Consider the following 25560-nt stretch of genomic DNA (forward strand, 5'->3'; position numbering starts at 1 on the left):
TTACAATGCCCTCCTTTCCTTGCGGGCCAGATAGAGGAAGAACGGTACACCGACAAAAGCAACCATGATGCCTACCGCCAGCTCCTCCGGTGGATTTACGATGCGTGATCCCAGATCGGCCAATACCAGAAGGATGGCTCCGAGCAGGGAGGACATGGGAATGATCAGACGATAATTGACACCGACGAGTTTACGGGAAATATGCGGAATGACTAACCCGACGAATCCGATCGAGCCAACGGCGGATACGGACACGCCTGCCAGTATGACCACAGCCGTGAGGGCAAGGAATCGGGTCATGCGAATATGAATCCCCAGGCCCAGGGCAACTTCCTCTCCAAGCGACATGAGGGATACTCTCCGGGCAAGAGGCATGGTCAGCAGCAACGTGATCAGAAGCACAGGAACAATGAGTCTCAGATGCCGCCATTCAATACCGCCAAAGCCACCGGCATACCAAAAGGCGAGATCCTGACTCAGGTCAAAATAAATCGCGACACCTGTACTTAGCGAGCTAAGCATGGCTGCAACGACAGCACCTGCAACCGTCAGCCGCATGGATGTCAGTCCCCCCGGCGCAGCCGACCCCAGCAGGAAAATAAATAGGGTGCTCAGTACGGCACCAACGAAAGAAAGGCTCATGAGCCAGGCATAAGGCAGTCCCGGCCAGATGGCAAAGCTCAACGCCACCATGAAGGTGGCGCCTGCGTTGATGCCCAGCACTCCCGTATCCGCCAGCGGATTGCGCGTAATTCCTTGCATCAGCGCTCCTGCAACTGCAAAGGCTGCGCCTACGACAGCGGCAGCAACTACGCGGGGGAGACGGAGCTCATGGATGATCTGATGCGGTGTCAGAGCCGGATTGTACTGAAATATGGCAGCCCACACCGTTTCGAGTGTTAACGATTTGGCACCAAGCGATATGGCGACAAACAGACTAATCAGCAGAATGGCGATGGCTGACAAAAACATTAGACTAATTGTCACCGGGGATTTTCTTGAATTGGACGGACGATGTGGCAGTCCCGGATGTTGAATGGGGGTCACTCCTTTTGTTGCCAGCAAGATCAGCTCTGCTGTTATTGATTATCATTATCAATTAGAGTTCATTATAAAATCTTAATTCAGGCCCGTACATGGCATAAATTAAGATTCGGGTGATGGACATTTTTTAGATTACAAAAAGGAACATTTGTTCGTCAATAACATAACGGCCTCATCCAGCTGGATGTTGATGGAATAGGGTGCGTATACAACCCACGAATTCCAATCAATGACATGAACATGCCCGTTCCGGACGGCCGGATACTGATTCCAACGCGGATCAGCATGGATTTGATGCAGCAGGGAGGCGCGTTCTTTCACCGAGGTTACAGCCAGCAGCAGAACATCAGCCTCCAGTCCATCCCATTCTCCTGGAGTGATGGACATCCAGTTGAAACCTACACCTGGAGGTTTGCCAGCGAGCTCGGATTGAATGCGTGCAGGTGGAGTCAGCTGCAGGCTGCGGTAGAACACATGACCGAAGTTACGGGTGCTGTACATACGCGGCCCCTTCGCAGTTAATGTGCATACCGCAACCGTTACCTGTCCAATCGAATCCCTGATCTTTTTGCGTGCACGCTCAACCTTGCGTTCGTGCCGTTCCAGCCAGTCATTCGCTGCCTGGGTGCGATCCACAATGGATGCAATCGTATGAAGATGACAGAACATGTCGGTCTGATTCCAGGGGATGGTGATGATCGGAGCGATATCCCCGATATGTTCCATCGCTTTTGCGGCTGCATTGTCCTTGGTCAGAATCAGGTCGGGGTTCACATCCAGGAATGCCTGACGTCCTTGCTCCCAGGGCTCATAGGCATGAAAGGGCAGACGGAGTGATTTCGGGATATGGGGTAGATGTCCCTGGATCTGAGCCGCACAAGGCGTTATGCCGAGCGTCATCAGATGATCGGTGTAGGGGTATGAAAGCGAAACAATATTGCGGTGCACCTGCTTCGCATAGGACGTTGGCGCGTAGCCGGCATGGTTTCGAAAACGCCGGCTGAAATAAAATTCGTCCCGGTAACCTACACTTCGAGCCACATCGCGAATGCGCATGTCCGAGGTCATCAGCAGTTCCTTGGCACGGTTCATGCGCAGATGGGTTACGTATTCAATTGGATTTTTGTACATCCGGCTCTTGAAAAGCTGCGAATAATACGATGGATGCATGCCTGCCAGTTCGGCCAGTTTCTCCAGTTTGATCTCATGCATATAGTTGTCGCGCATATATTGCGTCGTTACCTGGAGCCACTGGTTCGGGTCTTCCTCTGAGCTATCGTTATTTATCTGCTCTTCCTGAGGCCAGAGCATGTGCAGCAGCTCGGTCATGAGCATTTTCTTTTTATGAGAGGTTGGTCCGTCATCCAAAGTCAGCTGTGCTGCAATGCGCTGTATGCCGTAATAAGGGCCCTGAATCCAGCCCTGTACCGGGAAGCTTGATTCACGCTCATAAATCATTCGTGTTTTGCTTTTCACCGCTGCCCGGAACAGATCATAATTGATGATATACAGCTCGGTCTCATGGCCTGCGTCAGTGAATAATTCCAAGGCAGTGCCTGGATTGCAGAGGAAGGCTGATTTGCGGCTAACAAGGTGCTCGGTACCATTCACTATCAGTTTACCCGTAAATTTATGCATGTATATAAAGGTATGGTGGTCAATATCGGGTTTACTCCAAGTCCATTCCTTGCTCGTGAACCTGATCAGGTCTGTTTGGTGAAGTTCGAGCAGGGTATCTTCTAGGAACAGCCCCAGATCACTCGGTGATCCAGCTTCCTTGCCCGTGGCCGTAATGGTACGGTTCATGTTGTCGGACGCAGAGGGATGGGCGTTCGGATGATGAACCATATCTGATTTGCTTATCATGGAGGGGCCTCCTTTCGTTCTATAGATTCAATAAATGAATTCAATTCTTTCTATAATGAGCGTAGACGCATATCTGAGGTAAACCATTGTCTGTACGTCAGCAGACTCAGTATGATGCTGGTTATGGCAGCCGAACTGGTGAAGGCAAACACAATCAGAATCTGGTAACGGACAGCTTCGACGGGGTCGGCGCCTGCGATAATCATGCCGGTCATCATGCCTGGAAGCTGAACGAGGCCTACCGTTTTCATGCCATCAATGGTCGGAATCATGCTGGATTTGACAGAGCGTTTCAATACATCCTGAAATGCACGTCTGGGCGCAGCGCCCAGAGAGAGCAGTGTCTCAATTTCCCCTTTGGAAGCTTCAACCTCACGTTTCATCTGATTCAGGAAGAGCCCCGAGACAACCATTGCATTGCCAATCGTCATTCCGCTGAGTGGAATAATGTATTGCGGAGTTGGCTCGACAATGTGAAGACCCAGCAGGAGTCCCATCATCAATAATTCGGTCACCGTAATGGCTGCTGCGATATATAGGGTGATTCGGCGTAGTCCCTTGCCTCGCTTGCCCGCGTTGAAGGATGCCACGGTTATCATAAAACCTACAATCGCAATGATAAGTGCAGGGTGGTCCGAGTTGAAGATAAATTGAAGTACATATCCGACCAGCAGCAGCTGAACCGCCGAACGAACGGTACCTACAGCAATATCTCTCTCCAGACCAAGCTTCTGCCATACAGAAATAAGCATGGTCAGCATAATAAATATGATGGTGAAACTCAGTGCGAGGATGGACATGTGTTCTCCTTATCTGCCTTAGGGGCAGGACGCAGAATGTATTGACGGGCCAGTTCCGAATGCGGATGGGCAAAGAAAAGGGAGGTGGGCTGGCGTTCCAGCAGGGTCTGTTCACCCATGAACCATGTCGTTGTGCTGAACGAGCGTGCCTGATCCTGATCATGGGTGACCCATACGAGTGAAATGCCCTCTTGCTTGCTCCATTCGGTCAATTGCTGTTCGACAAGCTTGGCATTGGTCCGGTCCAGAGAAGCGGTGACTTCATCCAGCAGCAATACCTTGGGACGAAGCATGATGGAACGGATCAGCGCTATGCGCTGCTTTTCTCCGCCAGAAAGATCACTGGCCCGCTTATGTATATCCAGTTCTTCCAGCCCCACTCCGGCCAGCAGACGGCCAGCCAGATTCGAATCATAGGGTGTTCGGTGGAGGTAATGAACGGTTTTCAAATTATCTTCAACGCTGCCTGCAAGCATAATGGGTTGTTGTGCAACATAGGACATGCGCATGCGCCAGATCCTGGGATCGGAATTGAGGTAAGAGGTGCCTTGCCACAGAATATCTCCGCCATCAGGCACATCCAATAAGGACAGGATACGGAGCAGCGTGCTTTTGCCCTGACCGGACGCACCCAGTACGGCAATTCGCTCTCCTTCATCGACAGAGGCATCCACTTTCTCGAATAAGAGACGCTGCTCGGCCGCTCCAATATGTTTGGTGAGTTGTTGAATGGTTACGAGAGTAGACACAGCGGGATCTTCCTTTCATCCGTGATCTGCTGATAATCTTAGCAAAAATGCTCGAGAATTGAAATGAAAGCAGCTCTGTACAAGCATGCGGGGCAGGAGGTGAAACCAACGTCTGACGCCAGAGGTTCTTTTTGGTAATATAGAGGAGAGTCAGAATTGGTTCTACCAATAGGGTACAAGGGAGGCTTTCATATGACAGGAGTTACGGGACGACAGGACAAGGTAAAGTGGGGCATTATGGGCACAGGATGGATCGCATCCCAGTTTGCCAGAGATCTGGAGCATGCCGGCAATGCCGTGAAGGCAGCTGTTGGTTCGCGTACACGGGAAAGTGCGGAGAAATTTGCAGCTGAATATGGTTTTGCAAGCGGATACGGATCGTATGAAGAGCTGCTGCAGGATCCAGAGGTGGACATTATTTATGTTGCTACGCCGCATCCTTTTCATAAAGAAAATGTAATGGCTTGTCTGGAAGCAGGAAAAGCAGTGCTGTGTGAGAAGCCGTTCACGATGAACGGACGTCAGCTGGAGCAGCTGGTGGAGACTGCTCGCAGCCGCAAGCTCTTCCTGATGGAAGGCATGTGGACACGTTTTTTGCCTCCGATTGTTCAGGCGCGGAAGTGGATTGCCGAAGGAAGAATCGGTGAAGTGCGGCTTGTCAAAGGAGACTTTGGTTTCCGTATCGGCTGGGAGCCTGAAGGAAGGCTGCTGAACCCGGATCTGGGCGGGGGTGCTCTGCTGGATGCTGGCGTGTATCCTGTCTCATTCGCGTCCATGATCTTTGGTGAGCAGCCGCAGCATGTCTGGAGCACAGCGAACATCGGGGAGACCGGTGTAGATGAACAGTTCTCCGTACTGCTCTCTTACTCGGAAGGACGCTCGGCATCATTGAACGGGGCAGTCCGTCTGAACCTGAGCAACGAAGCTGTCGTGTATGGTACAGAGGGGTATATCCGTTTGCCGCTGTTCCTCGCCGGGAAAGAAGCTTATCTGCATGTGAATGGTCAGGACGAGCCCGAGAAGTTTACGGATGATCGGACAAGCATCGGCTATGCATTTGAGGCTGAAGAAGCCGGGCGCTGCATCATGGAAGGCAAAACAGAAAGTTCGATTATCCCGCTGGACGAGTCCCTTGAGATCATGAAGCTGATGGATACCATTCGAGGACAGTGGGGCTTGCGATATAAATTTGAGTAATGATATCCAACCATAACCGGACGGTTCTATGTAGGTACGTGTACAGAGAAATCATACTGGAGATATGAAATGATTGGATGGGAGTGGGACTAGGATGAAAATTCTGATTTCGGGGTTTGAGCCTTTTGGCGGGGATGCCGTGAACCCCACGGGAGAACTGATGGAGGCTCTCGCAAGGGAAGTGGTGGAAGGTGCAGAACTGAAAACCGTGCTGCTGCCGGTACATTTCGATGAATGTGCGGATCTGCTGATTGCCGAGATGGAAGCATACGGCCCGGATGTCGTGATTGCCTGCGGGTTAGCCAAAGGCCGGACAGCCGTAACGACTGAGCGCATCGCCGTGAATGTAAAAGACATTCCGCCTGGCTCCTATGCGGATAACCAGGGACAGCGTCCTGTGGACGAGCCCATAACCGAAGGCAGTCCGGACGGCCTGTTCTCGACATTGCCCATCCGCGCGATGGTGAATCATATGACTGCGGCAGGCATTCCGGCAGCGGTGTCCAATACCGCCGGAACGTATATTTGCAACAATACGATGTATCGAGTGCTGGATTACATTCGATTGCAGCAGCTGCCGATCCGGGCAGGATTTGTCCATTTCCCGGCTTCAACGGAGATGTCATTGCTGCAGCCGTCGGTGCCTTCGCTGCCGATAAGCACAATGCTTGATGCCTTGCGGGTAATGATACGCACCGTAGTGGCGGAAGCGTAAATCATGTTCTTCTTGTATGTAAGGTAGTAGCTAAGTTAAGGGTAACTTTGACTGTACCTAGTGAGTAACCTTCGTTGCAATAGGGACTGAATGGGGTAACTAAAACGTTTTCCGGAATATGTATTGTTCTAACTTGTAATGTGCTGGGTTGAATTGTAAGTTACGAAAATCAGATAGAAGGGGCTGTCCCATGAAGTCATGTTGATGACTATGGGACAGCCCCTTTTGTGATGCATAATTAGTGCCGCCATACAGGCAACCAGTATTGCTGCTTAGATGAGTAGATCTGATGAGTAGCTAACGAACTCAGTATCTCTTATTGGAAGAGGTACCAGAGGTTCATTGATTGTAAAGCATCGTAGATGGCTTATTTCATCGGTTCACTTGGTCAGTCCCAGGTTTCTGTCCGAATAACGTGTCTAATGTTCATCAACCTGTCCATTACGTCTGAATTCTCCGAATAGGTTGCGACAGGTTCGTTAGCGGCTAAAATAACTAAAAACCAAGGTAAGCAGGCTCCGTTCATCCTAACGAACGGCTTGCTGTTTGCTGGCTCAGATCAGATCCGCAGCAGATTCAGGTCGAATTCAGGAACAAGGCCCTCTTTCATCGCTCGTCCAAGCAGGGCTGTGATTGCCCCATAGCCGTCATCGCCCAGATGGGCACTGAACTCGTTCACGTACAGATCAATATGCTGTGCTGCAACATCCGGGTCCATTTCCTGTGCATGCGCCATGACGTATTCTTTGGATTCATCCGGGTGTGCCCAAGCGTATTCCACGGATGCACGTGCCCATCCAGCGAGTGCATGAGCGTCCAGGTTGCGGCGTGCAATGATTGCTCCGAGCGGGATCGGCAGGCCGGTATCGCTTTCCCACCAGCTGCCGAGGTCGGTCATCAGCTTCAGATCGTAGTTTTGGTACGTGAAACGTGCTTCATGGATGACCAGACCTGCATCGATTTTGCCATCCCGCACCGCCGGCATGATCTGATCGAACGGCATCACAACAATCTCGCCCACGCCTCCTGGAACATTCTGCGCTGCCCACAGACGGAACAGCAGATAAGCTGTTGAGCGTTCACTTGGCACGGCAACCCGGCGTCCGGACAGATATGCCGGATCGGTGGTGCCGTTAGCCGTAAGAACGAGTGGTCCGCATCCTCTTCCCAGCGCTCCGCCGGAAGGCAGCAGGGCATACTCGTTCAGCACGTAAGGCAATGCTGCATAGGAGATTTTCAACACATCCGGTCCGCCGGGATTGGCAGCCAGGCCATTCGTAATATCGATATCCGCATAGCGGACATCCAGTTCCGGAGCACCCGGAATCCGTCCGTGTACCCAGGCGTGAAAGATAAATGTATCGTTAGGACAAGGGGAAAATGCAATTTTCATGATGTAAGTACCTCCCGTAAAATGGAACTTGCCGCCTGGAGCGCATCCAGGGCATCCTTGATGCGCCAGGCATCGCGGTCGCGTGGACCGACCGCGTTGGATATGGCCCGCAGTTCGAGCGCAGGTACGCCGAACTGCTTGGCCGCTGTTGCCACGCCGAAGCCTTCCATGCCTTCGGCGGTGGCATCAGGCACGCGGCGCAGCAGCTCCGCGGCCGTTTCGGCTGTTCCGGTCGCCGTGGACACGGTGACCGCTGTGCCTCCGCTGACAGCGTGCCCGGCCCGCTGCAGCTCATGGCGCAGGCGAGCGGCAAGCGCTGCGTCCGCCGCCACACGGGACGAGCCGAATCCGAGCTCGTCCACAGAGAGGAAGCCGTCTGGCGTCTGCGAGCCCAGATCGGCAGCCACCATGGCGTCGGCCACCACGAGTGAGCCGACGTCCGCCCGGCCGGGGAACCCGCCGCCGATGCCGGCGCTGATCACCAGCGTGTACGCTGGGGTCAGGCCTGCTCCGGCAAGGGGCCCCGTGGATGCGGCAGATGCCTGCGCCGCATCCGATCCAGCTGGCGCGGTGGAGTCCTGCGCCAGCGCCTTCCCGCCAGCCGCTGCGGCGAATGCCAGCTTGGCTGCCGTGCTGACTGCAACCGCTGCCGGGCCCACCCCGCCAGCGATCACGTCAAACATTTCCGCGGCTTGGTCACCCAGACCGCGAAGTACGGCATCTTTTTCTGCATCCACAGCGGTTACGATTAATACGCGTGGAACTGCTTGGTTCGATGCCGAGCCGTCTGACTCTGTATGATTTAAAGCCTGATTTTGTTTGTTCATCGGAGTTCTCCCTTATAAGGTGTAAGATTCAACGCTATATTTGGTCATCTCCATCATAACGGAATGGGAAAGAGAGGAACAACCTTTCCGTGTATTTGTCTGAACATGATCCACTTACGTGTGCTGCCTCGTTAACCGGGCTTGGATGGCATATATGTCACTTCATATATATAAAGGTATCGCGTATGAAGAGTGAAGTCAAAGTTACCGTTGACAATCCAATTCAACTGTATTAATAATAATAGTACAGTTAATACACCTAATGTTTAGAAAGCATACACTTCATATACAGTCATTCAATTCGCTTATGGGGTATTACATCAATTGGGGAGAGGAGGTGCGGGATGTTCGAATTAGATGTACGCAGCCGTAAGGCGATCTACGAACAGCTAGTGGACAAAATCAAGGAAATGATCGTATACGGTGTTCTCCAACCTGATGAGCAGCTTCCTTCGGTGCGCACACTGTCAGCGCAGCTGACCGTCAATCCGAATACGATTCAGAAGGCATATCGGGAGCTTGAACGCGAAGGGTATATCTACTCTTTGCAGGGAAAAGGGAGCTTCGTATCATCGTCTGTGGAACATCCGAATGCAGCCATGAGAGATGAGATTAGAGCGGCACTGGTGAAGCTGATTGCAGAAGCGACGTATTCCGGTCTGACCAAGGCGGATATGACGCTTTTGTTCCAGGAAGCGATGGCCCGTATCGAAAAGGGGGAGCCGAATGATTGAGCTGAATCAGGTCATTAAAGCGTTTGAACATGAAAAAGCGGTGGATGGCGTTACGATGCACATACATAAGGGATCGATCTACGGGTTGCTCGGTTCCAACGGGGCAGGCAAGACTTCGCTGCTCAAAATCATCGCAGGCATCTATCGTCAGGACAGCGGGTCCGTTCGCATTGACGGGGCTGAAATCTATGAAAATATGGACCTTAAGGGCCGCACGATTTTTATGGCGGATGCGCCTTACTTTTTCCCGCAATCCTCCATTGCCCAGATGGCTGCCTTTTATCGTTCGGTATATCCGCGCTGGAATGAAGAGCGATTCGCGCAGCTGGCCACTGTATTCAAGCTGGATGTAAAACGCAAGCTGCATCGCATGTCCAAAGGCATGCGCAGGCAGGCAGCTGTATGGCTTGGGCTGAGCTGCATGCCGGAAGTGCTGCTCATGGATGAGCCGATTGACGGCCTTGATCCGGTGATGCGGCAGCAGATCAAAAATTTGCTGTTCCAGGAAGCCGCTGAGCGTCAGGTGACCATTATTATTTCGTCCCATAACTTGCGCGAAATCGAAGATCTGTGTGACCACGTCGCCATTATGCACAAGGGCCGCATTATTGTAGAGAAGGATCTTGATGATCTGAAGGCCGATACTCATAAGATTCAGGTGGCTTTCCGTCATCCTGACGATGCCAAGGCGATGGATGAGCTGAATATTTTACATGAAGAGATGCGGGGAAGTGTCTCGCTGTACATTGTCAAAGGCAGTCGCGAGGAAGTGACGGAACGGTTCCGGGCCTTGAATCCTTATCTGCTGGACGTGCTGCCGCTGACGCTGGAAGAAATATTTATTTATGAAATGGAGGATGCAGGGTATGATATTCAACCGATTATTCTGTAACCGGGGCATCCTGTTCCAAAATTTCAGGCAGCACGGTTGGCTCGGAATACTATTTCTGCTCACATTGCTATTTTCGCTTCCGCTCTACATTGCAACAGAGCGAAGAGGTGGTGTAACGCAGCAGATTACCAGCTTGTTTCAGGCAAATGGGGAAACCCATATTTTGTTTGCGATCACGTTCCCGGTCGCGATGGGCATTTTTCTATTCCGTTATATGCAATCCGGAGCGCCGTCGGACTTGTTCCACGGTTTGCCACTGAAGCGCAAACATCTGTTAACGGTCAATCTGCTTTCCGGCTTTGGAATGATCCTGATCCCGATCTGGCTGACCACGGCGATTACAGGTTGGGTGTGGGCTGTGCAGGATCATATGGCCTTCATCTTTGACGGTAGTGAGATCTGGATGTGGGGCCTCAGCATGAGCATTTATTCGCTGTTTATGTTTATGCTGACTGTAGCTGTGGGCGTGTGCATCGGCCAATCTGTACTGCAGGGACTAACGGTTTATGCAATCCTGTTATTGCCTGTTGTGTTTTGGTTTATCTTTACACTGCACCTGCAGCATTATCTGTTTGGATATCCATATGGTGATATGAACAGCTACGCAGAGAAAATATCCCTTGTCCTTCGGATGGCTTCAATTAGGAACTATCCAGTGATCGGCACGGAACTCGTAATATATGCAGCTTTGGCCATCTTGTTCATCCCACTAGCTTATGTCTTATATGCCAAGCGTAAAGTGGAATCAGCTACCCAGGCGATTACGTTTACCCTTGTAAAACCCATATTCCGCTTTGGCTTGATGTTTACGCTGGTTTTGATTGGCGGAGCCTACTTCACTATGATTGCACCGCCAGGATCCACCGGGTGGACCATCTTCGGATATGTTCTAGGCGGCATTGTCGGTTACATTGTGGCCGAGATGATTATTCGCAAAACGTGGCTGATCTGGAACGTCAGATTACTGCCTAAGCTGGCTCTATATGGCCTTTTGTCCGGGTTAATTCTGTACGTGCCTGTCGCCGACTGGAACGGTTATGCTAGCAGAGTACCGGAAGTGAATGATTTCAAAAGCATTAAGCTTGGAGGAGATCGTTACACTTACGTAAACGGAGTGAATCAGAAAATCGATGATCATCCATTTTACTCGGATAATCCTGAATTTGTGGGGGCAGTCCTTGCTCTTCATCAGAAAATTATTGATTCCGATCTGCCCTTGCAAGACCCAGTAAATCCGAATGATGATTATGACGAGTATGTGTATATCAGCTATAAGCTTAATAACGGCAAGGTCATGAAGCGGAAATACCAAATTCCTGAAACGGAATTCCGGCAGGAATTAATGGCCTTGAAACAGTTGGAGGATTATAAAAAGGTAGCCTATGATACGTACAAACTGGATGAGGATATCCTCAGTATTGGTATCCGTTCCACCATCAGTTCGTATCGCAAAATATACATTGGCAGTCCTGACCAGGTTCGGGAGTTCAAGGAACTGCTGAAGCAGGATATTCTTGACCAGACCTATGAGGAACAGCGTTCCCCTTGGCAGTCGTTTGCATATGCAGAATTAAATCAGGAATCCTCCTCCAATGATCCGTATCAACCGAGAGATATGTGGAGTTACGAAATCAAACCGAGCTATGACCGGGTGATTGGATGGTTAAAAGAGAACAAATTATATGATCAACTGCTTGTCACGGCAGACGAAATTGCTTCGGCGCAGTTCGTGAAGCAGGAGATCGACAGTCCGGGTAATCCTCAGTGGGTATATGCTCAGCCGGAATATATTGATGGAAGCCTAAGCGGCAACAAGCAGGTTGCGACTAAAAACAAAAAAATAATTAGCGACCTGCTAGAACGTCAGCGATCAGGAGAGCGGACAGAGAAAGCAACCGTTTATCACATCAAGCTGAATGCCGTTCGTGGAGAAAACATCTATATGATGCTGAAGGAAGAAGATTTAACCGAAGAGATGAAAGCTATTTTGTCCGAAAAGTAGATCAAATGGTGAGCGGGAAGGGTTCTCCTGCTGCCGAATGTTTAGCCCGTAAGGCTTGCTTGACGAAATGATTGTGTTGGAATATATTAGAAAAGGTTGAGATTCGCGCTAAAAATAAGATATAACCGCGAATCATATAGGGGAACGGTTAATAAGGGAAGCACCCGTAGAATCAGGCAATAGTCTGATTTTGCGGGTGCTTTTTTTGTGTTTTTTTCGGCCGATTCACCTTGGATCAAGTGGAGAACGAAGAAGCTGCACTACATTTTGAGTAAACGAGGAGGATGGTTCAATGAACACGGTGGAAGATCACCAGACCATGGATGGTACTGCGAGTTCCGGCAGCGTAAGTGGCAGAATGGGGAGAGGCTTATTCGCTCGATTATGCATCGCACTGCTTCTGGTAGCCAGCATGGGTTCCATGCATCTTTTTACGTCGGCTGCCGAGGCGGCTGGCCCGGATCTTGGCGTAACTGCTCAGAAGTCGTGGGAAGCTCTGCTTAAGAAGGCGGATGCCCAGACGAAAGCTTCTCTTCAACAAACGTATCAAAAAGTGGGCACATGGACGACGCAGGAGCAGAGCTGGGAGCAGAAAACCAAAACCCTTCATACAGCGAATACGGCTGAGTTAGCCAGGCTTCGTCAGGAAATACGAAAAACGGATGAAGCGAAACTGGCTGCACTGGCCGATACGCTGAAGCGTGCCCAAACCCGGTATGAGCCGATGTTTACATTGTACACGGCGGTCAACAAGCAGCTCGCTGCAGCCAGAGCAGCCAAAAACAAGGATTGGACTGCCGCGCTCCGTGCTCAGGCAGACACGCTGAAACCTGCTGTACAGCTGGCGAAGGCAGACATTCGCATCAAGAAACAGCAGTTGGCCGATGCCCGCAAACGCAAAAGTACAGAGGATAAGCATCTGCGCACCATGCTTGCGGCTGCAGACCCGTTCAAGAAACAGATTCAAACCGCCAAAAAACAGGCAAGCCTGTCCAAAGAGCGATATACGAACGCATTGAAATTGTTCAAGCAGAATATCAAAGACGGCCAGCCTTCACGTGTATTAAGTTCACTGAATCAGCTCTCTTCTGCTACGGAGAAGTGGGCTGGATCCAAACAAAATATCTACACATTGGAGCAAAAAGTTGCGGATACCTACCTGAAAGTGAAAAAAGAACTGGCCAAGAAGTCGTAATAAATGGAAACCCTGCCAGTACCCCAGGCGTACACCACTTTAGATGCAGACAGACGAAGGATCAGAGGTGACCCTGTTGCAGTTAAATTTAAACACCGAAGGTACGGCGAGGCCGTGGTACAGACGCAAGCCATATTGGATTCCGGGCGTGATCGTAATGGTAACTATACTTACTCTTTATATCGGCGCACAGATTACACCCAAAATTCCTATTTTCTTTTTGAAAACACTAATCAAGCTTGCTCCATCTGATTCAGATGTCGTTATGGCTGAAGGGGTAAGCCATCTAAAGGACGTCGCCTATATTGATGGGGGACGCAGCAACAGTACGATGGATATCTACTATCCGTCAGCAGCGACTGAATTGCTGCCTGTTGTCTTGTGGGTGCATGGGGGCGGTTGGGTCTTGGGTGACAAAAAAGACATAGCCGACTATGCGATGCAGTTGGCTGAGCGGGGGTTCGTGGTCGTCAGTATGAACTATGCACTTGCACCAGATGCCACATATCCGACGCCTGTATTCCAAACCAATCAGGCTCTGACTTATATCCAGAATCATGCCACCGAATTTAAGGGAGATCCCCATAATATTTTTCTCGCAGGCAATTCCGCGGGTGCTCAGATTGCCAGTCAGACCGCAGCAGTGGTAACCAATCAGGCCCTTGCTCAGATAATGAACATACAACCCTCGATTCAACCGGAAGCGCTGCGAGGTGTCCTTCTATACTGTGGCCCTTATAACATGAGTACCGTTGGTGAAAGCGGGTTTCCTCTTATCCGGACATTCCTCTGGTCTTATACGGGGATCAAGGCTTTTGAGGAATTTCCCCGTCTGGATGAGATGTCGACCGTGCTGCAGGTTACGCCGAATTATCCGCCTTCATTTATTACTTCAGGCAATCATGACCCGTTAACCGGGCAATCGGTTGAACTGGCACAGACCCTGAAACGACTGGATGTTGAAACGGAAACGTTGTTTTTTACCGCTTCTGCGGAAAAGCTGGGACATGATTATCAATTTCAACTTCAGACCGATGGCGGGAAAAGGGCGCTGGAGGAGGCTGTCCGATTTTTGCAGAAGCATCGTCGATGAAGCAGCCGGACTATGGTACACTCAGGTGTAAACGATGTGCAGGAGGCTATGAATGGCTGATAAAGAAGATTTGACCCGATTCGGCGTGGCATTCCCTACTCCGCTGATTGAACAGTTTGATGAATATATCGAAGAGCGTGGGTACAAAAATCGGTCCGAGGCGTTTCGTGATCTGGTTCGCAAAACTTTACTGGAGCCTTCCCGTCTACGGTCCGAGCAGGATGTGGCAGGAACGATTGTCATGGTCTATGACCACCATATCAGCGATCTGCCTGTCCGTTTAATGGAACTGCAGCATCATGCACATCATGACATTATCTCCAACATGCACGTTCATCTGAACCACGACCAATGCCTGGAGGTTATCGCCGTAAGGGGGAACCTCGGACGCTTGCGACATCTGCATCAACAGATTCAGGTGCAAAAAGGAGTGCTCTATGCCGAGCTCTCTGTTACATATGTGGATGAGCTGAACGAACTCGCAAGCCGCCACAGCCATGATCACCATCACGGCGAACATCATCATGAATGAGATCAGGGACTAAGCTAATGGAAAACGCTTTTCAATAGAATCAAGAAAACAGCCGATAGAAGTGATCGGCTGTTTTTGTTTAATTAACTGGCAGTATAAGTTGAATTTTGGGGTTTCAATAAATGGGTCTGCTACAATGCTGTTGAATTGGATAAGGGCTCGCTTTGGCCGTTCGCTTTTCGTTTATAATTTTTCTCCACAGGGATTTGGAAGCTCCAGTCTCCGATGAGCAGATCCTGCTGAGCCTGGTCATCGGACAGGACTAACTGGTTTACATTGACACTCAACAGGAAATGGTCTGGAGGAGGCGAGGATTCAATAAAATAATATTTAATGGTCCCGTTTTTGGCTAACGTTACACCTGAATCCGTGGCGATGCCGGGAACAGCTTTTATCGTTGAAACATCCAGAGTAAAATTAGGCTTGACCGATTGTTTCACCCACTGCGACTCTGATATCTGGTTAGTATGTTTCATGGAGTATTGGATGTTAAGACTCTGACCGTCGAAATAGTAATTATGAATGAGAAGTGTATAGCCTTTGTCTGTTTTACCGGTTATTAAAGCCATCTCGTTATTTCCGCTTCTTGACGTCATCGCTGAATCACCAGCTTCATTGAAGAGGGAAGGCAGCTTTAGCACGAGAGCGGAGGTGAATGAATTGTTAACGCTGAATAGTACCACCGCACATACGAGTAACACCATCATCGGTAACGCAGCAATCCTGAAGTGTAAAAAACGTCGCTGCTGCATAAATAATCTTTGTTTCTGAGCCTGACCTTGTTTGGGGAGCTCAGTGGGGAACCTCTCGATTTCATTCTCATTATGAATTCCTTCTAATGCTGTTGCATGTGCCCGATTGGGGCCGTAAATCGAGAACCGCGTCTCAAATAGGGTAGCTTTCCTGCTGCTGCGCGCGGTGATGTATCCTCCGTGTACCTCAATAATACTTTTCGTAATGGCTAGACCAAGACCGGTGCCCCCGGTCTGCTTTGACCTAGAGTTCTCTACCCGATAAAAACGGTCGAAAATATAAGGCAAATCCCTTTCCGGAATGGGGGGGCCATAATTTTGAATCCGCACAATCAACACATCTTCATCCTGTTCGATATCAATATCGATATATTTTCCTGTTTGCCCATACTGGATGGCATTAGCGATTATATTCTCGAACGCCCGTACCAACAATCCTCCGTCCGCTTGGGTCTTGAATTCGCCTTCTTGTATATTCAGTCTGATTTCCATACCTGCTTTCTCCGTGATCGGCACGAATTCCTCGGCAAGCTGACCGATTAACCCGGCGATATCAAGCTCTCCGAGCTCCAGAGGCATGCCGTTGTTAATACGCGTATATTCGAACAGTTCGTCGATTAATCGACGAAGCGACAGAGATTTCTCATAGGCAATGTTAACAAAATAACGCATCTCCACTTCATCTTGATACCGATCCTTTTCGATCACTTCGAGGAAACCGAGAATTGAGGTGAGTGGAGTACGCAGATCATGGGAGACACCGGTAATCAAATCGTTTTTAGTCTTTTCTGCCTTCCGTTCCTCCGCTATAGAATGCTTCAATTGCATACTCATCTGGTTAATGCTGCGCGCGACCTCACCCAATTTATTACCGGCAATTTCCGGAATTTGATGGTCGAACTGGCCGCTCGCAATTTCCTCCAAACCACATGTGATCTCCGCCAAGTAATGATCCCATTCGGTGCTCAAATGATTCATACTCTCAGCGATCACGCTTAGTTCATCCTTGCTTTTGATCGTTACCACATTTCCGAAACGACCTGCCGATATTTCCTGCAACCCTGCATTGATCGCGCGCAAATCTCGAACCAAACGTAGGCTGGCAAGGAAAAAAGTGACGGGAAACAGAATTATACCGGTTATGATCATCACGCGAATGGACCCGGCTTGCTCGATGAACCAATTGATCGGGACAGCCGCGTAATCCATTTTTTGCAGTGCACCTGCCATGACATACCCCAAAAAAATAGCTGCGCCTGTTAAAGCCAGGCTTGCAACCATGATCAGCATTAATCTCCAACGAATCGTATATAGCCACTGTGGTTGCATATTACTCACCCCTTACTTTTTCATCACTTTCTATTTTGTATCCAATTCCCCATACGGTTTTGATGATTCGCGGTTCGCGTGGGTTAGATTCTATCTTCTCACGGAGCTTTCGGATATGTACCATAACGCTATTTTTTGACTCCATAAAGGGCTCGTTCCAGACCTCTTCGTAGATACGATCCATACTAAGCACCGTCCCTCTATTAACTGCCAACATATGAAGGAGTGCGAACTGGCGGGGAGTTAACTTAATTTCCTGCTGATCGACCTTTACCGTATGGGACGCAATATTAATGGTAACATTTTCGATGTGTATTTCGTTCGCATTAGCCGCAATGGCGTTGAACTGGTTCATCCTTCGAAGCTGTGACTTGATACGTGCGATCAGCTCGAGTGGGTTGAATGGTTTGGTTACGTAATCGTCAGCGCCGATGCTGAGACCTGATATTTTATCGATATCTTGGCCTTTAGCCGACAGCATGATGATGGGTATAGGATTCGTTTCTCGTATTTTCATACATGCTTGCAACCCGTCCATCTCGGGCATCATGAGATCAAGTACAATTAAATCGATTTGTTGCGAATTCAGAATCTTCAGTGCCTCCACGCCATTCGACGCTTGCAGGAGCTTGTAGCCTTCGTTATTGAAATAGATACTCATTAATTGGATGATTTCCGCTTCGTCATCCACCATCAAAATCGTACTTTCCGCCATAGGTCCTCCTTGATTCTGTATCTACCTTACATTGGAAGGCAGCAAGATAATTATAAGCGATTTTTTTTATGCATTGAGTAACGTCAGTATTAATTAAGGAAATGATAAGAAGTACGGTAGTTCGATGATAAGCTTTCACCTCTATACTTAGTTCAACACAAGCGAATAATCGTTTGAACAAAAATGGAGTGGAGGTTTTATTTTTGAAGCACAATTTTTTACAGAAGGCCATGCTTGTTAGTCTTAGTGTTATGTTAATCGGTATTTCAGCAGGCCTTGGTACAGGTAAACAAGCTTCTGCAAATTCAGACAATGAGGCAGATACGAAACGTACTTTAAAAGTGTTGTACTGGAACGAAGACGACTTCAACCAGACGTATGGAAATTTGTTTAGTCAGAAGTACCCTAATACAGACATCGAAGTGGTTGCACCTGCAGGTATGGAAGCGATTAAGGATTATAATGGGGCTATCCAAAAGTACTCACCGGATCTTGTTATGCTGCCCCCATACCATTACAAACAACTGTCTACAGATAAGAAGCTGGTCGATTTAGAACCGTTAATTAAGCGAGATAAGTATGACACGACAACGATATACCCTGGCTTGCTTGATGAACTGAAAAAACAAGGCGGTGGCCAACTTTACGGGTTAAGCCCAAAAGCAGATTCGTACGCTCTTCTGTATAATGCTGATTTATTTAAAAAGTACAATGTTAAAGTACCAAGTGATGGAATGACATGGAAAGAGATATTGAATCTTGCTCAAAAATTCCCTATTAAAGGGGATAAGAACTCCCGGATCTGGGGCTTAAGCTCCTTTGGATCCAGCAACTTGGTTATGGATATCGCCAGAACAGAAGGGTTAACGTATATGAATCCGAATACTCTAAAGGCTAGCGCGAATACCGCTGCGTGGAAAAATGCTTATCATCTGGCGAGCGAGGCAACGAAGTCCGGAGTGCTTGACGAAAGGATCAGTCTGTCGGGCAAAAGTTACTTGGAAAGCAGCTCGTTTATTATGGGACGATCAGCCATGATCGTAGCACCGATTAGCCAGTTGCAGTCCTTAGAGGCAGCAAAAAGTGGTGTGAAGAATTATAAACCTTTTAAGCTCGGTATTGCTGCCGGTCCTGCGGCTTCTAAGAATCAAGAGTCAACAGGGAATGTTTCCATTAATGAGATATTTGCGATTCCAGCGGGAGCAGCTCATGTCGATGCCGCTTGGGATTTCATTAAATACTTCAATGGAGATGACTATGCTGCCGAATACTATAAACCCAAGAGTTCTAATAATAGTATTGGTGCTCCTCTATCTCGCATGATGAAGGAGTACTCCGGTTACAAGTTGGATGCTTTCTATAAATTAAGACCTAATCTGGATTCAGCGATAACAAGCTATGCTCTCATGGAAAAGTCACCCAATTTTGAATTAAAATTTCGTTCGATTCTATTAAAAGAACTGACACAGGTAGTAAACGGGAAGAAATCACTAGCCAAAGCAACTGCTGCTATTCAATCAGGTACTCAAGCTGCTGCTGATAAACTGAAAAAGGCTCAGACGACAAAGAAGTAAAATAGTAAGGCCTGTCTTTCTTATGAAGGGCGGGTCGTATTTTTTTGTGCGCAAGGGAACCATTTAACCGGATCTCGCAACCATGCTGCTTAAGAATAGAGTGGAACACCCCAAATACCTATCTGCCAGTGGCCAGCTCATCTCACAATTGAAAAAAGAGCAACTCAAAAGCAGCATCACTTGCTGTCTTTGGAGTTGCTGTTCAGGCATGTGCTCAATGGGAGCGTAACTGGTTCAAAACGTTCCCGGGAATCATTTTCTCCTCTATTAAACTCCACTCTTTGGTATAGGCTCCCTTGGCAAGCACCTTGACATAGCCTTCCGGTTTCTGTTCTTTGCTTGAGGAGAAAGTGATCTTTTTCTTTTCTCCCTTGCCTGTGTACCCTGTCAGATTATATCTGTAGCGAATCCATTCATTTTTACCTTCCTTCTTGGCTGGTTCATTGATTACTGCGTATACATATTGTTCCTCGTAGAATGGATTGAACTGATCAAAATCCCGTTTGAATGTTAAATACAAGGCTGAGCAAACAATCATTGCGGTCAGAATAAAAATAACGGTTTTTTTCATGCTACATTACCTCCCCGTAGTCGTTGTTATAACATAGCGTTCTGGACGATTTTTTTGTAATACCCAAGCGTGAAGAAAGCGAACAGGAAGTAGATGGAGGCATAAGCTCCCATCGAAATCATCGCAGGGATGGTATCATCCGAAAGAGTTATGAAGTAACTTGCCTTGACTGCATAGACTGAATGCAGTATCCCAATGAACAGCGGTAGCAAAAACACCAGCATTTGCTTTCGCAAGATGCCTTTCATGATCATCTTTTCATCAAAACCAAGCTGACGCAAAGTTCTAAAGCTCTGTTTTTCCTGTTCGGCTTCGCTCATCTGTTTAAAGTAGAGAATACTGCCGGTTGAAGCAAGAAAGGCAAGTCCCAGAAAGGCAGCTATAAAAATTAATAATCCGGATTGCTGGAGCAAACTTGTGTAGCGGGAATAAAAGTCTGCCGAATAATATTCGTCCGTATTATATTTCTGATAGAGAGAGGAAGCCAGTGCAAGTTCCTTATTGTCCGGGACTAGAAATGTATCTATCTCAACCCGTTCAAAGCCGTCCATATTGGACATTCTCCTCTCAATCTCTTCAAGGGTGGCTTCAGATACTAACATTTGTCTTCCTGATATTCCGGCGTTCACGATATTCTCCAGCAATATTTCATTCAAGGGATAACTTTTGGTCTGTGTTTCTGAGCGCAGTTCAATCATAGTTGGATAACGTTTGGTGAGATCAATGTCATCATATGCGCTCAGAGCAGAAGCATTATATTCTATTGCCTCGCCATAGTCAGGTACAGAGACATCTCTGCCGGATTTTTGCAACTGTTCTGCCGACAGCCATAATAGCATGCCTTCTCTAAACCCGGATTCAGTTAAAGGATCCAAAACAACACCGTTAGTCCTGAACGTATTGATGGTATAGTGGTTGTAGTTAATCCCTTTGCTCTCCAGCTCGGCTGTAAACGCATCTGAATCCCGCTGGTTATTCTCAATTGCGAAATCATATGGATAATCATTGCGGGTAACTTGCTCAACGGAGTAGTAGATAGAATACGCCATGGTAACAAGTGTAAGGGTTAAAGCCGACAGCACAGTAATTATTGTAAGCGAGTTGGCATTGGCTTTCATGCGGTGCATTAGCGGGGCAAGCGACAGACTGTTGTACAAGCCCAGATGTCCTTTTTTACGTTTGCGGAACCAGTAGAGACACAATCTGATCGTCACCCTGAATAAGATATAGGTTCCTATTATGGTAGATGCCATTACCAGCATTGCATTAAACACTAATTGTTCATCTACCATACGGCCCGATAACTGATACCCGTAGCCAATTAATATAACACCAAGTACAGCGATTATAGCCGTAAAAATAGAGGGCCGCTTGCTGATAAGATCAGGCTGCTTATCTGCCTGGAATAGGCCGAGCAGGGTTCTGCGATTGATCATTACTATGATCTGAATAGAAGTAATAACGATGACAAGAATAAACACTACGGCTGTTTCTAACGCTGCCAGTACAGAAAAGTCTATCGAAGGCAGACCGTTCAAGTTGAGCAGATTCATTAAAATCAGGACAAACAAACGGGATACGAGTGCTCCGCAGATGATCCCTGTGATTAGAGCTCCTAAACCTAGCAAGATATTCTCAAGGAGCAAATAACGGATAATCCAACCTTTGGAAAGCCCTATGAGCTGATATAATCCAAATTCCCGGCTGCGTCTTCGTAGGAATATGCTGTTAGAGGAAACAGCGAAGACCCCTATGATTACCATGAGCAGGACCGCTGCAGACTGAAAGGCTGTAGTGAAGTTCACACTTGAATCCAGCATATTCTGTACCTGCTGATCATACTTGAGGGATGCAAAGATGAAGAACAGGCTCATGCTGAAAATGAGTGCGAAGAAATACAGATAGTAATGCTTCACATTTTGCCGCATACTTCGGAATGCCAGATCAAATACCGTCAATATTATCGCCCCCTAGTACAGCCTGCACATCAATGATTTCCTTAAAAAACGACTGTCTGGATTTCTCCCCCCGGTACAGTTCGGAATAAATCTTCCCGTCTTTTAGAAAGACCACGCGGTTACAATAGCTGGACGCCACCGGATCGTGTGTGACCATGATAATGGTGACCTCTCTGGTTCGGTTCACCTCATCCATTACGGACAACAGCGATGACGCTGACTTGGAATCTAGGGCCCCCGTCGGTTCGTCTGCAAAGATGATAGAAGGCTGATGGATCAATGCCCGTCCGGCTGCAGTGCGCTGTTTTTGCCCTCCTGATATTTCGAATGGGTATTTCTCCGACAATTCCCGAATGCCCAGTACGTCTGCAATCGCTGCAAATTCTCTCTCCGCCTGCTTCTTGCTTAGCTTGCTAAATGATACTGGCAGAAGGATATTTTCCTTTACCGTCAACGTATCAAGAAGATTGTAATCCTGGAAGATGAAGCCAAGCTTGTTACGGCGGAACGCGGAAAGGGCAGCGTTTGTCATGGCGGATATATCTTCATTATCAATTAAAATTGTACCGTCAGTCGTTCGATCAATTGTCGCAAGTACATTTAGCAGAGTGGTTTTACCGGAACCAGAGGGACCCATGATACCGACGAACTCTTTACGCAGTACGCGTAAATCAATGCCTTTCAAAACATGTTGGGTACTGCCCCTCGAGCCATACGCTTTTTGAACATTGCGGGCGTGCAAGACTGTATCTTGTTCATTTATTTCATTCATGATGAACCTCCCATATGTGTTTATAGGTTAAGTTTACGTGCAAATATCCCTGGTGTCGCACGCTTTGGGTGACGAGTTGAAGCGGAAGGTGACGAATTCGTCAGGTTAACAAAAAAACAACCAAGTTTACCTTGGCTGTTCATAACGGGATATGGTCCACTTGTCCTCTTCTAACAGTCTCAAATGCATTAGAATCTGTAAAAGTCAACCGCATTGTTGTACCTTGCGACTGGCTGGAGTGGACTTGAAGTGTAATTCCTATTTTGGCTGCAACAGTTTGGGCAAGATAGAGGCCGAGTCCAGTAGCGGCATTATGAATCCTTCCATTCCCGCCGGTAAAACCTTTATCAAATATACGCGGCAAGTCATGCGGCTGAATACCCGGGCCCTCATCAATGATGTCCAGATAGACATTTTCTTGTTCCGTAACCGCTGTTCTGAACGTGAGTGACGTATCGGAAGGACTATATTTGATGGCATTGGTCAGGATCTGTCTGATGATGAAGCGGCACCATTTACGGTCTGTAACAACAGCGGCATCATTGCCTTCCATATTGACTGCCAGATTTTTCTCCATACACCAGGGAGCCAACTCCTGGATTTCTTCTATGGCGAGACGTTGTACAGACAGCCGTTCAAGGACGTAGTCCGATTCCAGCGCAGGTAGGCGTGTCATGTACAGCTGCCGTTCAACAAGCAGATGAATCCGCAGCCACTCTGTTTCAATTTTACTTATATCCGGGTTAGCTTGCGCGTCCATAATTAGCTTCATAGCGGTAAGAGGAGTCTTGATTTCATGAATCCAGGAGGCGGTAAAATCATTCTCAATCAGTTGGGCTTCTTTCACTTGAGAAAGCGTTTGTTTGAAATGGGATGAGGCCTCTCTTAATACGTTGTCCGTTATCTGATCTAATTCATTATCAGGTTGAGGGAGACTCTCAAACCAGTTAGTTTGCATGTCTTTCTGTAGTTTAGCAACTGCTTCCAGATACCTGGTTTCTTTCCTGTACCGCCAAATGAAAAATACAACAAACACAATAATATAAAGCGCATTTAAATATATGAAAGAGGTGGGTGTAACACTTACTCCCTGATCGAAAATGATAAGCAGATCAGTCACACCAAGCAAGCTGATGAACAGCAGAATCCAGCTTTTTTTTGAACTAACGTAACGTACTAACATATCATGTATTTCCTCCTATAAAGTCACTGCCATATAACCCATCCCTTTCTTTGTCACAATAGCGTCTGAAAGTCCAAGCGGGTCTAACTTCTGTCGCAAACGGGTGATATTGGTTGTAAGTGTATTATCATTTACAAACTGTTCATCCTCCCATAGCTTACGAATCAGATCATGACGTGAAATGACGGAATTGTTGGACTTCACCAGCGAAATCAGCAAAAATAATTCGTTTTTGGTCAAATCTGCTTCCGCGGCTGATTTTCGGATAACCCCTCGTTTTAAATCAATTAAGGCACCGTTCCATTCGAGTGTATCCGCCTGGGTTTCACCGTAAGCATACGTCCGTCGAAGAACCGCTTGAATCTTGGCATATAGTACATTCGTATGAAAGGGTTTCTGGATAAAATCATCCGCACCCATATTAAGCGCCATTACCATATCTAACGGGTGATCGCGGGAGGATAAGAAAATGATGGGTACTTCGGATACAGAACGAATTTCCCTACACCAATGAAAACCGTCAAATTTAGGCAGCGTGATATCCATAATTACCAGATGAGGCTCTTGATCAAGAAACGAACGCATGACCTCATTAAAATCATCCGGTTTCGTAACCCGAAACGCCCATGCTTCCAGTCCTGTTTGTAGCGCTTCAAATAATGCCGGATCATCTTCAACTATAAATATATTAAATTCCATAGAGTGAACGTTCTCCCTTTTGTAATGTATATAGTTCATACTACTACATTATATGGATGGAGTGGAGTAAGCAGCGTTTGTTGGTGCATGGGGGACATAACTAGCGTTTGCTTTGGTGGAAGCGAAGAAAAAGGCATTAGCTCGATACAACCAACAAGGGCAACCGGTCAAGAGGATCATTAGTTTTTATTCAACTAACGGGCAGAATCGTTTTTGATTCGACGAGGTTACATTTTTGAGTTTGAAAAGTACATATGCTATCATTTACATTACTTTTATTGCTAGATTAACAGCGGAGCTCAAGCGCTCAATCATTTACACTAATATTTATAAGAGGAGTGGCTTACATTGAGAAGCGTCAACATACATATTAGGGAAATTTCCGTAGATGATGCTGCTGGACTACTCCAGTTGCAGATAGAAAATCGTGATTTTTTTGAAAGCTACGCACCGACACGCGCCGACGAATTTTATACGATGGAAGGACAGCTTAAGCGTATCCAAAAGCAGGCAGAAGATCGAAAAAATGACCAAGCATATAATTTTGGAATCTTTACAAACACCGATAATATGTTAGTGGGGACGGTAAGCCTTTTCCACGTGATGCGGGGCCCTCTTCAAAGTGCATATATCGGATACGACTTAGATCAAAAAAGTAACGGTAGAGGCTACACGACTGAGGCTGTTCGGTTAGTCGTTGACTATGGCTTCAATACATTGAAATTACATAGACTTGAAGCAGGGGCCATGACGCATAATATCGCTTCAATTCGAGTGCTGGAGAAGGCTGGTTTTCAAAAAGAAGGCATTGCTCGACAGAATGTTCATATTAATGGAAAATGGGAGGATCATCAGATTCTCGCGATTCTTAACCCAGACAGTTAGTTCTGTAGAATATGAGTAGTACTGCGTCTAAATCGAGAAGCAGCCGACCATAGTGATCGGCTGCTTTTGTTTTACCAACGGAC

General features: G+C 47.7%; 23 protein-coding genes. 10 read left to right on the top strand and 13 right to left on the bottom strand.

Features of this window, described 5'->3' with window-relative positions; translation table 11 throughout:
- The 4 genes from PIL01S_RS17160 to PIL01S_RS17175 all read right to left on the bottom strand — a co-directional run bounded on the left by PIL01S_RS17160 (nucleotide 1) and on the right by PIL01S_RS17175 (nucleotide 4459).
- Nucleotides 1-1023 (bottom strand): FecCD family ABC transporter permease, encoded by a 1023-nt coding sequence (locus PIL01S_RS17160; RefSeq protein ID WP_371859971.1) that lies wholly within the window; start codon nucleotides 1021-1023, stop codon nucleotides 1-3.
- A gap of 153 nt (nucleotides 1024-1176) precedes the next feature.
- Nucleotides 1177-2910, bottom strand: coding sequence for a helix-turn-helix domain-containing protein (locus tag PIL01S_RS17165; RefSeq protein WP_127538551.1), 1734 nt, complete (start codon nucleotides 2908-2910; stop codon nucleotides 1177-1179).
- 50 nt (nucleotides 2911-2960) lie between these two features.
- Complete coding sequence (locus tag PIL01S_RS17170) at nucleotides 2961-3710, bottom strand: ABC transporter permease (protein WP_095288786.1); 750 nt, start codon at nucleotides 3708-3710, stop codon at nucleotides 2961-2963.
- Nucleotides 3692-4459, bottom strand: coding sequence for an ABC transporter ATP-binding protein (locus tag PIL01S_RS17175; protein WP_127538552.1), 768 nt, complete (start codon nucleotides 4457-4459; stop codon nucleotides 3692-3694). Before PIL01S_RS17175 ends, PIL01S_RS17170 begins: the two co-directional genes overlap by 19 nt.
- A gap of 192 nt (nucleotides 4460-4651) precedes the next feature.
- Here PIL01S_RS17175 and PIL01S_RS17180 point away from each other — a divergent pair, with 192 nt between their 5' ends.
- Together PIL01S_RS17180 and PIL01S_RS17185 are read left to right on the top strand one after the other, a co-directional pair.
- Complete coding sequence (locus tag PIL01S_RS17180) at nucleotides 4652-5656, top strand: Gfo/Idh/MocA family protein (protein WP_127538553.1); 1005 nt, start codon at nucleotides 4652-4654, stop codon at nucleotides 5654-5656.
- Nucleotides 5657-5750: 94 nt separating this feature from the next.
- Nucleotides 5751-6371 (top strand): pyroglutamyl-peptidase I, encoded by a 621-nt coding sequence (locus PIL01S_RS17185; RefSeq protein ID WP_127538554.1) that lies wholly within the window; start codon nucleotides 5751-5753, stop codon nucleotides 6369-6371.
- Between the two features lie 559 nt (nucleotides 6372-6930).
- Here the strand turns inward: PIL01S_RS17185 and PIL01S_RS17190 are convergent.
- A complete protein-coding gene (locus tag PIL01S_RS17190; RefSeq protein ID WP_095288790.1) occupies nucleotides 6931-7764 on the bottom strand; it encodes a 1,4-dihydroxy-6-naphthoate synthase in 834 nt (277 codons plus the stop codon).
- Nucleotides 7761-8591 (bottom strand): futalosine hydrolase, encoded by an 831-nt coding sequence (locus PIL01S_RS17195; protein WP_127538555.1) that lies wholly within the window; start codon nucleotides 8589-8591, stop codon nucleotides 7761-7763. Before PIL01S_RS17195 ends, PIL01S_RS17190 begins: the two co-directional genes overlap by 4 nt.
- Nucleotides 8592-8935: 344 nt before the next feature.
- Between PIL01S_RS17195 and PIL01S_RS17200 the strand changes: the two genes are divergently transcribed.
- The 6 genes from PIL01S_RS17200 (at nucleotide 8936) to nikR (ending at nucleotide 15039) form a co-directional block, all read left to right on the top strand.
- The gene (locus PIL01S_RS17200) at nucleotides 8936-9325 is read left to right on the top strand and encodes a GntR family transcriptional regulator (RefSeq protein ID WP_095288792.1); all 390 of its coding nucleotides are present in this window, start codon (nucleotides 8936-8938) and stop codon (nucleotides 9323-9325) included.
- Nucleotides 9318-10217 carry an ABC transporter ATP-binding protein gene (locus PIL01S_RS17205; protein WP_127538556.1) on the top strand — a complete coding sequence of 300 codons (900 nt, stop codon included), beginning with the start codon at nucleotides 9318-9320 and terminating at the stop codon, nucleotides 10215-10217. The genes PIL01S_RS17200 and PIL01S_RS17205 overlap by 8 nt, the downstream gene beginning before the upstream one ends.
- Complete coding sequence (locus PIL01S_RS17210; RefSeq protein WP_127538557.1) at nucleotides 10192-12219, top strand: hypothetical protein; 2028 nt, start codon at nucleotides 10192-10194, stop codon at nucleotides 12217-12219. Before PIL01S_RS17205 ends, PIL01S_RS17210 begins: the two co-directional genes overlap by 26 nt.
- A gap of 292 nt (nucleotides 12220-12511) precedes the next feature.
- On the top strand, nucleotides 12512-13414 hold the full coding sequence (locus tag PIL01S_RS17215) for a hypothetical protein (RefSeq protein ID WP_127538558.1): 903 nt from the start codon (nucleotides 12512-12514) through the stop codon (nucleotides 13412-13414).
- 43 nt (nucleotides 13415-13457) lie between these two features.
- Nucleotides 13458-14507 carry an alpha/beta hydrolase gene (locus PIL01S_RS17220; protein WP_127538559.1) on the top strand — a complete coding sequence of 350 codons (1050 nt, stop codon included), beginning with the start codon at nucleotides 13458-13460 and terminating at the stop codon, nucleotides 14505-14507.
- A gap of 52 nt (nucleotides 14508-14559) precedes the next feature.
- The gene (gene nikR, locus PIL01S_RS17225) at nucleotides 14560-15039 is read left to right on the top strand and encodes a nickel-responsive transcriptional regulator NikR (RefSeq protein ID WP_127538560.1); all 480 of its coding nucleotides are present in this window, start codon (nucleotides 14560-14562) and stop codon (nucleotides 15037-15039) included.
- A 131-nt stretch (nucleotides 15040-15170) separates the two neighbouring features.
- Here nikR and PIL01S_RS30135 read toward each other — a convergent pair whose 3' ends face one another.
- On the bottom strand, nucleotides 15171-17120 hold the full coding sequence (locus tag PIL01S_RS30135; protein WP_127538561.1) for an ATP-binding protein: 1950 nt from the start codon (nucleotides 17118-17120) through the stop codon (nucleotides 15171-15173).
- Between the two features lies 1 nt (nucleotide 17121).
- Nucleotides 17122-17835, bottom strand: a complete 714-nt coding sequence (locus PIL01S_RS17235; RefSeq protein ID WP_127538562.1) for a response regulator transcription factor — start codon at nucleotides 17833-17835, stop codon at nucleotides 17122-17124.
- Nucleotides 17836-18038: 203 nt separating this feature from the next.
- Here PIL01S_RS17235 and PIL01S_RS17240 point away from each other — a divergent pair, with 203 nt between their 5' ends.
- The gene (locus PIL01S_RS17240; protein ID WP_127538563.1) at nucleotides 18039-19409 is read left to right on the top strand and encodes an ABC transporter substrate-binding protein; all 1371 of its coding nucleotides are present in this window, start codon (nucleotides 18039-18041) and stop codon (nucleotides 19407-19409) included.
- A 214-nt stretch (nucleotides 19410-19623) separates the two neighbouring features.
- On the opposite strand, the gene PIL01S_RS17245 is transcribed toward PIL01S_RS17240, so the two are convergent.
- The 5 genes from PIL01S_RS17245 to PIL01S_RS17265 all read right to left on the bottom strand — a co-directional run bounded on the left by PIL01S_RS17245 (nucleotide 19624) and on the right by PIL01S_RS17265 (nucleotide 24592).
- On the bottom strand, nucleotides 19624-19980 hold the full coding sequence (locus PIL01S_RS17245) for a YxeA family protein (RefSeq protein ID WP_127538564.1): 357 nt from the start codon (nucleotides 19978-19980) through the stop codon (nucleotides 19624-19626).
- A gap of 26 nt (nucleotides 19981-20006) precedes the next feature.
- Entirely contained in the window at nucleotides 20007-21938 is a 1932-nt protein-coding gene (locus PIL01S_RS17250) for an FtsX-like permease family protein (RefSeq protein WP_127538565.1), read from the bottom strand.
- The gene (locus PIL01S_RS17255) at nucleotides 21925-22710 is read right to left on the bottom strand and encodes an ABC transporter ATP-binding protein (RefSeq protein ID WP_127538566.1); all 786 of its coding nucleotides are present in this window, start codon (nucleotides 22708-22710) and stop codon (nucleotides 21925-21927) included. Before PIL01S_RS17255 ends, PIL01S_RS17250 begins: the two co-directional genes overlap by 14 nt.
- Nucleotides 22711-22849: 139 nt before the next feature.
- Entirely contained in the window at nucleotides 22850-23893 is a 1044-nt protein-coding gene (locus PIL01S_RS17260) for a sensor histidine kinase (protein WP_127538567.1), read from the bottom strand.
- 15 nt (nucleotides 23894-23908) lie between these two features.
- Nucleotides 23909-24592 carry a response regulator transcription factor gene (locus tag PIL01S_RS17265; protein ID WP_127538568.1) on the bottom strand — a complete coding sequence of 228 codons (684 nt, stop codon included), beginning with the start codon at nucleotides 24590-24592 and terminating at the stop codon, nucleotides 23909-23911.
- Between the two features lie 348 nt (nucleotides 24593-24940).
- Between PIL01S_RS17265 and PIL01S_RS17270 the strand changes: the two genes are divergently transcribed.
- The gene (locus tag PIL01S_RS17270) at nucleotides 24941-25477 is read left to right on the top strand and encodes a GNAT family N-acetyltransferase (protein WP_127538569.1); all 537 of its coding nucleotides are present in this window, start codon (nucleotides 24941-24943) and stop codon (nucleotides 25475-25477) included.
- Nucleotides 25478-25560 lie beyond the last annotated feature (83 nt).

Origin of the sequence: Paenibacillus illinoisensis NBRC 15959, from assembly GCF_004000925.1 — a bacterium.
GTDB classification, from domain to species: Bacteria; Bacillota; Bacilli; order Paenibacillales; family Paenibacillaceae; genus Paenibacillus; species Paenibacillus illinoisensis.